This window comes from Streptomyces sp. DH10 (assembly GCF_029813805.1).
Taxonomy (GTDB): domain Bacteria; phylum Actinomycetota; class Actinomycetes; order Streptomycetales; family Streptomycetaceae; genus Streptomyces; species Streptomyces coeruleofuscus.
On record NZ_JARVKU010000010.1, the window covers coordinates 21,807 to 34,614 of the forward strand.

Sequence of the window (12,808 nt, forward strand, 5' to 3'; positions counted from 1 at the left end):
CGGTTCAGGGGGCCCGTTCGGCGAGCACCCGGCTCAGGTGGGCGGCGATCTCGTCGACGTGCGGCGGATCGAGCAGGGACAGATGGTGACCGGGCACCGGCACGACCTCCAGGCGCGGGCACACCTCGTCCCAGCCCAGCGCCTCGTCGTCGCGTTCGTACGCCGGGTCGCGCACGGTGTGGGGCGCGGGTTCGGTGGCCCGGTACAGGACGACCGGCCCGTCGTAACCGCCGGGCCGGTGCGACTCTCCGATGCCCATGTCCAGGTAGGAGGCGCGCTGGTGCTCCAGCGCGGCGGGCGGCACGTCGGCGGCCTCGCGCAGCGCCCGCAGCACGGCGTCGATGCGCTCCCGGTCGTCGTCCATGGCCACGAGCTCGTCGTACGGCAGCTCCAGCCGCACCCCGTAGGCGTCGGCGACGTGGCCGGCGAAGCCCTCGAAATGCGCCCGGATCCGGTCGGCGCGCGTCAGACCGGGCCGGGGGAGAGGGCGCACGGAGTCGAGGAGCACGACCAGCGGCACGTCCCGCCCGGACGCGGTCAGCTGCCGCGCGGTCTCCTGGGCGACGAACCCGCCGAAGGACCAACCGCCCAGCAGGCAGGGCCCGTCGGGATGTGCGGCGTCGATCGCCTCGGCGTAACGCCGTGCCTTCTCCGCCACGGTCCCGGCCTCCTCGATCCGCTCCAGCCCGTACACCGGCCGGTCCCGGCCGAGCCGTTCGGCGAGCGTCCGGTAGACGGTGACCGGGCCGCCGGCCGCGTGGACGAGGAACAGCGGGGGCCGGGAACCCGTGGCGCTCAGCGGGCGCAGCGGGGTGTCCTCGCGGGGGAGGGACTGCCGGATCCGGGCGGCCGCGTCCTCGACCGTGGCGGCGGAGAACAGGTCGCGCAGGGGCAGTCCGACGCCGAACTCGCGCTCCACGGCCGTGCGGACGCGGACGGCCATCAGCGAGTCCAGACCGAGATCGGCCAGAGCGGTGCCCGGGGTGACACGGGCGGGCGGGTGGCCGGTGACGGCGGCGATGTGGTGGGTCAGCCGGGCCAGGACCGACGACGGTTGCGCCACGTCGGTGTCAGGCTCCGCCGGCTCCGGTGAAACCGGCTCGGTGCGGGCCCGGCCGTCCGTCCACCAGTGGCGTACGTGCCGCCACCGGGGCACCGGCAGGTCGACGACCCGGCCCGGTGGCACAGGCAGCCGCTGGCCCCCCACGTACAGGGCGCCCAACTGCCCGGCGAACGCCTCCGCCCCGTCGGCGTCCCGGCGCAGGGTGGCCAGGACGAGGGCGTCGGGCAGGGTGTCGGCGACGGCCCCGCTCAGCACCGGGTGGGGCGAGATCTCGACGAACGCCGTGCGACCGTCGGCCGCGGCCGCTGCGAGCGCCCGGTCCAGGCGGACGGGACGCCTGAGGTTGGCCGTCCAGTGGGCCGCGTCGAACACGCAGTCGCCGCGCGGGTCGTCGAGGACGGTGGAGTACACCGGGACACGCGGCCGCCGGCCCCGGATGCCGGACAGCGCCTCGGCGAGCTCCGGCAGCAGCGGGTCCACCTGGGGCGAGTGCCCGGCGCCGACGACCCGCATGGCCCGCGCCGCCCGCCCCTGCCCCTCCAGCCGGCGCACGAGCCCGGCCACCGCGGCCTCCTCGCCCGTGACGACCTTCTGCCGGGGAGAGGAGTGCACGGCGACGTGCACACCGGGGAAGTCCCGTTCCAGGGACGCCACTTCGGTGTCGTCGAGGTCCACCACGGCCATCGCGCCGCCGCTCAGCCCGCTCAGCAGCCGGGCCCGTACGGCGATGACACGCGCCCCGTCCGCCACGTCCAGCGCGCCCGCGCACACCGCCGCCGCGACCTCGCCCATCGAATGGCCGATCACGGCGGCGGGCTCGACCCCGTACGAACGCCACAGCTCGGCGAGGGCCAGCTGAAGACCGAACAGCACGGGCTGGGCGATGTCCAGGCGGTCGAGACCGGCCCCGGAGGACAGGCGGTCGTACAGGGACAGGCCGCACTCCGGGGCGAGTTGCGGGTCGAGTTTCTGCACGGCGGCGGCGAACGCGGGTTCCTCGGCCAGCAGCCTGCGGCCCATGCCCGGCCACTGGCTGCCGTACCCCGAGAAGACCCACACCGGGCCGCGTCCGACCCGGTCGCGCTCCCCGGTCACCACCCGCGCGTCCGGGCGGCCGGCCGCCAACGCGTCCAGCGCCTCGGAGAGTTCGGTGCGGTCCCGGGCGACGACGGCGGCGCGTACGGGACCGCGGCCGGTGCGCCCGGCCAGGGTCCGGGCCACGTCGGCGGGGTGCGCGGTGCTCTCACGCAGCCAGTCGGCGAGCCTGCCCGCCGTGTCGCGGACGCGCCCGGAGTCGAGGTCGGACAGCAGATGCAGGCGGGCGGCGGGCTCCTCGGCCGGCCGTGCGGGGGCCAGGCCGGGCGGTCCCTCCTCCAGCACCACATGCGCGTTGGTGCCGCCGAAGCCGAACCCGGAGACGCCCGCGAGGGCGGTGCCGCCGTAGCGGGGCCAGGGCTCCGGCTCGGTCACCACCCTCAGCCGCTCGTCGGCGAGGGACGTGCCCTCCGCGCAGTGCAGGGACGGCGGAATGCTGTCGTGGTGCAGGGACAGGACGGTCTTGACCAGGCCCGCGATGCCCGCGGCGGACTCCAGATGCCCCAGGTTGCCCTTGACGGAACCCAGCAGCAGCGGCTGGTCCGGGTCGCGGCCCGCGCCGAGCACCGCGCGCAGCGCGCCCGCCTCGATCGGGTCGCCCAGCGGGGTGCCGGTGCCGTGCGCCTCCACGTAGTCGACCTGCGCCGGGGTGAGCCCCGCCCGCGCGTACGCGCTCTCCAGCAGCGCCTGCTGAGCGGCCGGGTTGGGCGCCATCAGGCCGTTCGAGCGGCCGTCGGAGTTGACGGCGGTGGCCCGGATGACGGCCAGCACGCGGTCGCCGTCGCGCTCGGCGTCGGAGAGCCGCTTCAGGATCACGGCCGCGCAGCCCTCGCCGCGCCCGATGCCGTCGGCCGCCGCCGAGAAGGGCTTGCAGCGCCCGTCCGGTGCGAGCGCGCCCGCTCTGCGGAAGGCGACGGTGACGGCCGGCGACAGCAGCAGGTTGACGCCGGCGGCGATCGCCGTGTCGCTCTCGCCCGTGCGCAGGCTGACGCAGGCGTGGTGCACGGCGACCAGCGAGGACGAGCAGGCCGTGTCGACGGCGAGGCTCGGGCCCCGGGTGTCCAGGACGTAGGCGAGCCGTCCGGCGGTGACGCTCAGTGCGCCCCCGGCCGGCGCCCAGGGATCGACGGCGGCCGGATCGGCGCCCGTGAGCTGCCCGTACTCGGGGGCCGACACCCCGACGAACACCCCGGTGGCGGTGCCCGCCAGGGACCCGGCCGGCACGGCGGCGTGGTCGAGCGCCTCGTGGACGACCTCCAGCAGGATCCGCTGCTGGGGGTCCGTCACCGCCGCCTCGCGCGGGGTGATGCGGAAGAAGTCCGCGTCGAACCCGGCGATGTCGTCCAGATAGCCGCCGTACGGATGCGCGTCGGCGGGCGGGAAGGCGGTGAAGTCGCGCCAGCGGTCCTCCGGGACGCGCCGGATCGCGTCGACGCCCTCGCTCAGCAGCCGCCAGTAGCCGTCCGGGCCGTGCACCCCGCCGGGCAGCCGGCAGCCGACCCCGACGACCGCGACCGGCTCGCCCGTCCCGCCCGGCAGTCCGGCTCGCGGCACCGGCGCCGCCTCGGCCACCCCCGGGCTCGCCGAGGCATCCGTGTCGCACAGCCGCGCCACCAGCGCCTGACCGGTGGGCGTCTCCCACAGCAGCGTCGTCGGCAGCTCACGGCCCGTCGCCCGGGACAGCTCACCGGCCAGGGCGACCGCGTCCCGCGAGGACATGCCGAGGTCGGCGAGCGGCCGGTCCATCGGGACGTTCTCGGGCGAAGCGCCGTACCAGACGGCAACCCGTTCGGCGATCAGCCGGCGCAGCGCGCCCTCGTCGACGGGGCTCATCCCGCGACACCAGCCGTCGGCGCACCGGCCTGCCCGCCGTACGCGCCCTCCAGATACCGGGCGCGGGTCAGGGCCCGGGACACCTTCCCGCTGGAGGTACGCGGCACCGTGCCCGGCGGTACCAGGACGACGTCGGCGAGCCGCAGGCCGTGCCGGGCGGAGACGGCGCCGCGCACGGCCCGCACCACGGCCGGCACGTCGAGCCCGTCGAGGCGCGCGGTCCGCGCGTGCTCCGCCACGATCACCACCCGCTCTCCGGCGCCGCCCGGCACGGCGAACGCCGCGAGCCGGTCCCGGCGCACCACCGGGTCCGCGTCCTGGGCCGTCGCCTCGACGTCCTGCGGATAGTGGTTGCGGCCGTCGACGATGATCAGGTCCTTCAACCGCCCCGTGACGACCAGCTGTCCCTCCAGCACCGTCCCCAGATCGCCCGTCCGCAGCCAGCCGCCCGGAGCGGCTTCGGCGTCCGCGAACTCGGCGCCGAAGACGTCCGCCGCTCCCCGGTTCCAGTAGCCCCGGCCGACATTCGGCCCCTGCACCCAGATCTCGCCGACCTCACCCTCCGAGAGCAGGGCCCGCGTCACCGGGTCGGCGATACGGACCCGCTGGCCCGCCGGGGTGCCACAGCCCGCCAGCAGCACCGCCCGGGGATCGTCCGGCCGCGCGGGCAGGGCCTTCCCGGCGGCCAGGGCGTCACGGTCGAGCGCGAACCGGTGGATCGGCTCACCCGGCCGGGCCGCGCAGACGAACACGGTGGCCTCGGCCAGCCCGTACGACGGGCAGTGCGTCTGCGGTGCGAGGCCCTGGCCGGCGAACGCGGCGTGGAAACGGTCGGCCGTGCCCGGGCGGACCGGCTCACTGCCGTTGATCAGCGCGGTCACCTGGTCCAGCCGCAGGCCCGCCTTCTGGTCCTCGGAGACGCTCGCGGCGCAGTAGTCGTAGGCGAAGTTGGGCGCGGCGCTCACGGCGTTCGGATGCGCGGCGAGCAGCCGCAGCCAGCGCACCGGCTCGTGCAGGAAGGCGGCGGGGTCCATCAGCACCGACAGGGCCCCTCGTGTCACGGGGGCCGCGACGCTGAGCACCAGCCCCATGTCGTGGTAGAGCGGCAGCCAGCCCACGCAGGTCACCGGGCGGGTGTCGGCGCCGTAGGCGGTGAGCGCCTGGCGGGCGTTGGCGACGACGTTGCCGTGGCTGATCTCCACACCCGCCGGGGCACGGGTCGAACCGGAGGTGTACTGGAGGTAGGCGATCGCCCCGGCGTCCGGCGGCACGGGCAGCCAGTCGCGGGACGCGTCGTCGGGCACCTGGTCCGCGACCACGATCCGCGGCCCGTCGGGGCCGAGGAAGTCACGCACCTCGTCCCGGCAGCGGCTCGTCGTCACGACGACCGAGGGACGCGCGTCGGCCAGGACACCCGCGAGCCGGTCCGCGTGCCCGGGCAGGCCCGGCGGATACAGCGGCACGGCGACCAGCCCGGCGGCCAGGGCGGCGAGGAAGGCGGTCACGTACTCCGTGCCCTGCGGACACAGCAGCGCGACCCGTTCCCCCGGACCGGCCTGGCCGGCGAGCCGCGCGGCCAGCGCCCGCACCCGTACGTCCAGACGGCGCCAGGTCAGGGTGCGGTGGACGCCGCGCGAGTGCGGTGCCGGGTGCTCGACGAAGGTGAACGCCCTGCGGTCCGGGGTGCTTTCGGCCCACTGCCGGACGTACTCCGGCAGCGTGGGGCACACGGGCGCGAGCGGGGGGCGGCGGCTGTCCATCAGGCGGGGCTCCTCACGGCGCGGATCGGCCTAGGGGTCGTAAAGGGGGAGAGGGGGGCGGCTAGAGGGGGATGTTGCCGTGCCGGCGTTCCGGCATCGGCGCGCGTTTGCCACGCAGGGCGCGCAGCGCGCGGCAGACCTGCTCCCGGGTCTCGCGCGGCGCGATGACGGCGTCGACATAGCCGCGCTCGGCGGCGAGATAGGGCGTGCCGTGGGTGCGCTCATAGGTGCTGAGCAGGCGGGCGCGCAGCGCCTCGGGGTCGTCGGCCGCGGCGAGTTCACGCCGGTGCAGAACGCCCACGGCCCCCTCGGCGCCCATGACGGCGATGCGGGCGGTGGGCCAGGCGAGGTTCACGTCGGCGCCCAGGTGCTTGGAGCCCATCACCGCGTACCCGCCGCCGTACGCCTTGCGCACCACGACCGTGACCTTGGGGACGGTCGCCTCGGCGTAGGCGTACAGCAGTTTCGCTCCGCGCCGGATGATGCCGGCCTGCTCCTGCCGTACCCCGGACAGGTAACCGGGCACGTCGGCGAAGGTCAGCAGCGGGATGCCGAACGCGTCGCAGAACCGCACGAACCGCGCCGCCTTCTCGGAGGCGTCGATGTCGAGGACCCCGGCGGCGTGCAGCGGCTGGTTGGCGACGACACCCACCGAGCGGCCCTCGATCCGGGCCAGGGCGCAGATGATGTTCGGCGCGAACAGCTCCTGCACCTGGAGCAGTTCGCCGTCGTCGACGACCGCGTGCAGGACCGCCCGCATGTCGTACGCCTCGCCCAGCCGGTCCGGGACGACCTCGTCCAGGTCGGCGCCGGGCGGCGGAAGCCCGGGGGCGTACTCCGGGGGTCGTTCCAGGTTGTTGGCCGGGAGGTACGACAGCAGGTCGCGCACGGTGTCGAGGGCGTCCTCCTCGTCGGCGGCCAGGAAGTGGGCGTTGCCGTTGACGGTGTTGCTGGTGCGGGCGCCGCCCAGCTCCTCGGCCGTGGTGCGTTCGCCGGTGACCGTCTCGATGACGTCGGGGCCGGTGACGAACATGTGCGAGGCGCCGTCCACCATCACGGTGAAGTCGGTGATCGCCGGCGAGTACGCGGCGCCGCCCGCGCACGGCCCCAGGACGACCGAGATCTGCGGGATCACCCCGGACGCCTTGACGTTGCGGCGCACCAGCTCGGCGTAGAGGGCGAGCGACGCGACACCCTCCTGGATACGGGCCCCGCCCGAGTCGTTCAGGCCGATCACCGGGCAGCCGGTCTTCAGGGCCAGGTCCATCAGCGCGACGGTCTTCTCGCCGAAGGCCTCGCCCATGCTGCCGCCGAACACCGTGGAGTCCTGGGCGAACACGCACACCGGGCGGCCGTCGACCATGGCGTACCCGGTCACCACGCCGTCGCCGTAGGGGCGGCGGGCGTCCTCCCCGGCGGGCCGGGCCCGGACGAACAGGCCGGTCTCCGTGAAGGAGTCCTTGTCCACGAGCCGTTCGATCCGCTCCCGGGCCGAGAACTCCCCGCGTCTGCGCGGCCCGCCCGGGGCCACCGCCTGGTCCCGGCGGCGCTCCAGGCCGGCGACGCGTTCCGCGGTGCTCCCGGGCGTGTACGCCGCCGTTTCCCCCGGACCGGATGCTGTCACCTCTGTGCTCACAACCACCTCCGAAGTGGTTCTCGAATATGGCAGCGAGGCGGGGGAGCGCCGTGCTGATCGCCGGTCTGTGTGGGGGAATTGAGTCCTCCGGTGCGGGGTTTCATCCCCGGGTGACAAGGAGCCGCCGACCCGGCCGGCGAGGGGCGGGCGCGATTCAGCTGCCCGGGTGCTGAATGCGTTCTCCTTCTTCTATTGGACCTCGGGCCGCCCGGCGCCCAGGCTGGAGTGCACCATCGCCCGACACCCTCAGCGACAGCCGGAAGAGGTCACGAGCACATGCACACCCGCCGCATCGGTGATGTCGACGTCAGCGCGATCGGCCTGGGCGCGATGCCCATGTCCATCGAGGGACGACCCGACGAGGAACGCTCCCTCGCCACCATCCACGCCGCGCTCGACGCCGGGGTGACCCTGATCGACACCGCGGACGCCTACCACCGGGGCGCCGACGAGGTCGGTCACAACGAGACCCTGACAGCCAAGGCCCTCGCCTCCCACGACCGCGGCGGCGACGTCCTGGTCGCCACCAAGGGCGGCCATCTGCGCCCCGGCGACGGCAGCTGGACGCTGGACGGCAGCCCCCGCCACCTCAAGGAGGCCTGCGAGGCGTCCCTGCGCCGGCTCGGCGTCGAGGCCATCGGGCTCTACCAGTTCCACCGCCCCGACCCGCGCGTCCCCTACGCCGATTCCGTCGGCGCGATCCGGGACCTGCTGGACGAGGGCAAGATCCGCATGGCCGGCATCTCGAACGCGAACCCCGAGCAGATCCGGCAGGCCGACGAGATCCTCGGCGGCCGCCTGGTCTCCGTGCAGAACCAGTTCTCCCCGGCCTTCCGCTCCAGTGAGCCGGAGCTGGACCTGTGCGACGAACTCGGCATCGCCTTCCTGCCGTGGAGCCCCCTCGGCGGTATCTCCAAAGCCGGCGAACTCGGCTCGGGCCACGCCCCCTTCGCCCGCATCGCCGAGACACACGGGGTGAGCCCGCAGCGCGTGTGCCTGGCGTGGATGCTCGCCAAGTCTCCCGTGGTCGTCCCGATCCCGGGCGCCAGCCGCCCGGAGACCATCCGCGACTCGCTCGCCGCCACCGACCTCACCCTGACGCCGGAGGAACTGGCGGAGCTGGACGCCGCCTGAGCAGGCAGTCAGAGACGATCAGTTTTCGTCAGATCCGCCCCTGCTGAGAAAAAGGTGTGAATGTTTCCGCGTGGTTCGGGCATACGCAGCGAAAACAGAGAGAGGGGCGCTACGTGCTCGTACCGGACCGGAAGGTCGTCAGGAAGTTGCTGACGCGGTATGCGTCGCTGAGGATCGCTCAGGCGGAGAGGCACGTGCCGACGGCGGCACGCGAGCTTGAGGACGTCAGCTACACGCTGTGCGTGATGATGGGAACGTCCGACATCACCGACGCCATCGCCAAGGCCGACGCCCTGCTGCTCACCAAGGAGCGGTCCGAGGAAGCGGACGCGGACGGGGAGAACGGTCTGAGGCTGGTCGGCTGACATCTCGTAGGGCCCGGTCATGAACCGGGTGTCGCCCCGGCGGCCTGTGATCGGGCCGCCGGGGCGTCCGCCTTCCCGTGGAACGCCGTGCGATACGCGTACGGCGTCGTGCCCACCACCTTGCGGAACCGCTCCCGGAACGCCGTCGGCGAGCCGAACCCCGCCTGCCGCGCGATCCGTTCCACGGAGTGGTCGGTGTTCTCCAGCAGGTACTGGGCGCGCCGCACCCGCGCCCGCAGCAGCCACTGCAACGGCGTGGTGCCGGTCTGCTCGCGGAAGCGGCGGCTGAAGGTCCGTTCGCTCATCCCCGCACGCTCCGCCAGCGCGCCCAGCGTCACCTCGTGCGCGAGGTTGTCCTCGATCCACTCCAGCAGCGGCTCCAGCTCCGACCCGCGGGGCACCGGCGGGTGCTCGTGCACGATGAACTGGGCCTGTCCGCCCTCCCGTTCCAGCGGCATGACCGACATCCGGGCGATGTTCGCCGCGACCGCCGATCCCAGATCGCGCCGGATCATGTGCAGGCACAGGTCCAGCGCGGCGGCCGCACCGGCCGAGGTGAGGATCTGCCCGTTGTCGACGTACAGCACGTCCGGCTCCACCTCGACCCGCGGGAAGCGGCGGGCCAGGTCGCCCGCGGCCACCCAGTGCGTGGTGGCGCGCAGCCCGTCCAGCAGCCCCGCCTCCGCCAGCACGAAGGCGCCCACGCACACGGACGCGATCCGGGTGCCGGCCGCGGCGGCCTGCCGCAGGGCCGCCAGCACCGGCTCGGACGGCGGTGCGGCCTCGGGGGAGCAGCCCGGCACGATGATCGTGTCGGCCTCCGCCAGGGCCTCAAGACCCCGGTCGACGCGCAGAGTGAAACCGCCGTCCGCGCGCACCTCCGGCGTCTCGGCACACAACCGGACCCGATAGGCCGGCCGCCCGTCCGGCATCTGTGTCCAGGCGAACGTCTGCTGGGGCGCCGCCATGTCGAACGGCACCACTCGATCGAGAACCAGGATCGCCACGGAGTGCATGACCGCCACCCTAGGGGCATTCCCGCCAGGCGCACGAACCGCCGAAATACCGGCCCGCGAGGCAAGAGGGCAGGTCACAGGAGTTGGCGGGAATCCGTTGGAAGCTGTCGTTTCAGCCCATGGGCGATCACGCCCGGGCTCCCTAACGTGGGCCCGGCACCGTCGACCGCATTACGGAAAGAGCCCCGGTGACCAAGATCCTGCTGTCCCTGCACGTGCTGGCCGCCATCGTCGCCATCGGTCCCGTGACCGTCGCGGCCAGCATGTTCCCGCCCGCGGCGCGCCGCGCCGTCCCAGCGGGCGGCGACGCCCCCGACCCGTCGGCGGTGAGTACGGTCGCGCTGCTGCACCGCATCTGCCGCGTCTACGCCGGTATCGGACTGACCGTCCCGCTCCTCGGGTTCGCCACCGGCGCCGCGATGGGCGTCCTGGGCAGTGGATGGCTCGTCACGTCCATCGCGCTGACCGCCGCCGCCGCCGGCATCCTGGTCGCCTTCGTCCTGCCCCGCCAGGAGGAACTCCTCGGCCAACTGAGGGGCGAACAGACCGTCGAGCACCGCAACACCGTTCAACTCGCCATGTTCACCGGCATCTTCAACCTCCTGTGGGCCACGGTCACCGTCCTGATGATCGTCCGGCCGGGCTCCACGACAGGAGCCTGAGCCCAGGCCGCCCGCATGTCACGGATGTCCGGTCTGCGTCAAGTCCACCCGGGTAATTCACACTCCGGGACACCGCTCCGCCTACACTCGGCTCTCTCGCCCCCGCTACGGGGCCGACGAGCAGAAAGGCGCGTTGACGGGTGTTCCAGGATTCCCCCATCTACGACCGACTCATCGCGGAGTGCGGCGATGTGCCCGCACAGGTTCGCCGCGAGGCCGAACGCGTGAGCAGGGAACTGGAGCTGGTCATGCGGCCCGCGCAGTCCCCCGGCTACGACCGCCCGCACTCCCCGGGCACGGGGTGGCAGCGCACGGCCATGCTGCCCGGACCACGGCCGCAGTGAACCGGGACCGGTGGACGGCCGGTCCCGGTCCTCAGCAGACCCTCGTGTTCGCGCCGTTGACGTGCGACGGCGCCTCGGGAACGGGGCGCGCCAGCCACTCGGCGATGGTACGGGCGATCGGCTGGCCCGTCTCCACCTCGACGAACCCGAACTGTCCCGACTGATTGCACTCCAGGAACCACCAGGTCCCGTCGGCGTCTTCCACGAAGTCGAAGGCCCCGTACGCCAGTTCGGCCTCCCGGAGATAAGCCCGCACACCCGGCGCGATGCACGACGGCACGTCGGTGGGCCGCCATGGCGCGCCGGGCGCGGCGAACCGCACGTCGACCTCGTCGGGATCCGCGTCCGCGTCGGTCGCCTTGCGGGCCGCCAGCATCCGGTCGCCCACCACGGTGAGACGGATGTCGGCCCGCTTGGAGACCCGGCGCTGAAGCAGCGTCGGCCCGAACGCGACCGCGGAGAAGTCCGTGTCCGGCGGGACCCGGCTCGTCGGCACGGCCCGGGGCGGGTCCTGCGGATGCGCGCCCGACACCGGCTTGACCACCAGGTCCGGATAGCGCTCCGAGAACTCGCGGGCGGCGAGCGGGAAAGTCGTGATCAGCGTCGCCGGCACGGGCAGGCCGCACCGCTGGGCGAGACGCAGCTGCCAGGGCTTGTGCCGGGCCCGGCGGGCCGCGTCGGGGTGGTTCATCCAGCGCGCGTCCGAGCCCCGCAGCATGCCGTAGAGCGCCTGGGCGGCCTCCTCGGTCAGCCACGCGGACGGCTGGGCCGCCCGCCCGGCCGGGGTGCCCGGCCTGCGCACCCACACCGACCGCAGCCCCCCGATGCTCACCAGCCGCCCCCCGGCGGACAGATGACCGCGGAAACGGCCGTGGACGTACTCCCCGGACAGCGCGACGCCGCCGGTCAGATCCGCGGGGTCGACGCGGACCACCGGAGCCCCCGACGCGTTCAGGTGCACGACCACCATGTCCGCGGTCACGTCCTCCTCGCAGGTGAGGATCAGTACCGTCATCTTCGGCGGCCGCGGTCAGTCGTCGAAGTGCGTCTTGGAGCCGGCGGTGGACGTCGTGGTGCCGACCTCTCTCAACAGGGCGAAGTCGGAGGCGGCCACCCGGCCGTCGTGGAGCACGTTCAGCTGCTGTCCGGCGTCGTACACGTACGGAATGGCAGCTTCCAACTCCACTGCCGGGCGCGCGTAGTTGAGCGCGAACGGTTGCATCGTCTCTCCCTCGTCGGTGCTGCGCCGATCAAGCCGGATCCAGGGGCACGGCCACCCGGTCCGCCGACTTTTTCGGCTCCCAGAGACTTATACGAATCGAACGGGTGGTTGGTTTCCTTACTTTCCGTAGTCATCGGGCCGGTTGGCGGTCCGGCCGGCGGTCCGGTCGGCGTGTCGTACTGCGCTCCCGCTCGCCGAGGGAGCCGCGGACGGTGCGCAGAGCGAGCAGCAGGACGCCGATGTCGTCCAGGTACACCGGATCGGGCAGCACGTCGGCAGGCAGCACGAAATAGAGAACCGCGCCCCAGAACACCCAGCGCGGGCCCGTGGGCAGTCCCGCACGCCGCAGTTCGCGCCGCGTTCTGACCAGCCGCACGAGGACGCCGACGGCGAAAACGAGGACGATGGCCGCGAGAACCGCGGCCAGGGTGATCACCGTTGTGGTCGTATCCACGGGCTGCCCTCCTCCTGGCGTGCCGCGACACGGGGTGTCCCTTTCTGGATTCCCGTTTCCGGCGGCTGTATGGCGGCCCGGGCCCGACATGTCGTCGTGTCGGCGGATTTCCGTGCCGCCGTGGGTGCGGGTGGTCATCCCGGAGGCTCACCCGAGTGGCACGGCGTGACGGGGGCGCCTAGTAATGGTCAGCGTAACGTCGCTCGTCACACGACGGAGGGCGC

Annotated in this window: 11 protein-coding genes; 4 read left to right on the plus strand and 7 right to left on the minus strand. The window is 73.6% G+C overall.

Annotation, left to right across the window (positions count from 1 at the left end; translation table 11 throughout):
• Positions 1–4: 4 nt before the first annotated feature.
• The 3 genes from QC385_RS21260 to QC385_RS21270 form a co-directional block, all read right to left on the minus strand.
• Positions 5–3,991, minus strand: coding sequence for an acyltransferase domain-containing protein (locus QC385_RS21260; protein WP_279542889.1), 3,987 nt, complete (start codon positions 3,989–3,991; stop codon positions 5–7).
• Positions 3,988–5,751, minus strand: coding sequence for a fatty acyl-AMP ligase (locus QC385_RS21265; RefSeq protein ID WP_279542890.1), 1,764 nt, complete (start codon positions 5,749–5,751; stop codon positions 3,988–3,990). Before QC385_RS21265 ends, QC385_RS21260 begins: the two co-directional genes overlap by 4 nt.
• 61 nt (positions 5,752–5,812) lie before the next feature.
• Positions 5,813–7,375, minus strand: coding sequence for an acyl-CoA carboxylase subunit beta (locus QC385_RS21270; protein WP_279542891.1), 1,563 nt, complete (start codon positions 7,373–7,375; stop codon positions 5,813–5,815).
• Positions 7,376–7,663: 288 nt separating this feature from the next.
• On the opposite strand from QC385_RS21270, the gene QC385_RS21275 reads away from it, so the two are divergent.
• Positions 7,664–8,521, plus strand: a complete 858-nt coding sequence (locus QC385_RS21275) for an aldo/keto reductase (RefSeq protein WP_279542892.1) — start codon at positions 7,664–7,666, stop codon at positions 8,519–8,521.
• 113 nt (positions 8,522–8,634) lie between these two features.
• Positions 8,635–8,886, plus strand: coding sequence for a DUF5133 domain-containing protein (locus QC385_RS21280; protein WP_279542893.1), 252 nt, complete (start codon positions 8,635–8,637; stop codon positions 8,884–8,886).
• A gap of 17 nt (positions 8,887–8,903) precedes the next feature.
• Here QC385_RS21280 and QC385_RS21285 read toward each other — a convergent pair whose 3' ends face one another.
• A complete protein-coding gene (locus QC385_RS21285; RefSeq protein WP_279542894.1) occupies positions 8,904–9,902 on the minus strand; it encodes a GlxA family transcriptional regulator in 999 nt (332 codons plus the stop codon).
• 188 nt (positions 9,903–10,090) lie between these two features.
• On the opposite strand from QC385_RS21285, the gene QC385_RS21290 reads away from it, so the two are divergent.
• Both QC385_RS21290 and QC385_RS21295 read left to right on the plus strand, forming a co-directional pair.
• Complete coding sequence (locus QC385_RS21290) at positions 10,091–10,564, plus strand: hypothetical protein (protein ID WP_279542895.1); 474 nt, start codon at positions 10,091–10,093, stop codon at positions 10,562–10,564.
• 140 nt (positions 10,565–10,704) lie between these two features.
• A complete protein-coding gene (locus tag QC385_RS21295) occupies positions 10,705–10,908 on the plus strand; it encodes a hypothetical protein (RefSeq protein ID WP_059414305.1) in 204 nt (67 codons plus the stop codon).
• 31 nt (positions 10,909–10,939) lie between these two features.
• Here QC385_RS21295 and tgmB read toward each other — a convergent pair whose 3' ends face one another.
• From tgmB to QC385_RS21310, 3 genes are all read right to left on the minus strand, one after another.
• On the minus strand, positions 10,940–11,923 hold the full coding sequence (gene tgmB, locus QC385_RS21300; protein ID WP_279542896.1) for an ATP-grasp ribosomal peptide maturase: 984 nt from the start codon (positions 11,921–11,923) through the stop codon (positions 10,940–10,942).
• A gap of 15 nt (positions 11,924–11,938) precedes the next feature.
• Positions 11,939–12,130 (minus strand): putative ATP-grasp-modified RiPP, encoded by a 192-nt coding sequence (gene tgmA, locus QC385_RS21305; RefSeq protein WP_037669517.1) that lies wholly within the window; start codon positions 12,128–12,130, stop codon positions 11,939–11,941.
• A gap of 130 nt (positions 12,131–12,260) precedes the next feature.
• Entirely contained in the window at positions 12,261–12,584 is a 324-nt protein-coding gene (locus tag QC385_RS21310; RefSeq protein WP_279542897.1) for a YkvA family protein, read from the minus strand.
• Positions 12,585–12,808: the final 224 nt, after the last annotated feature.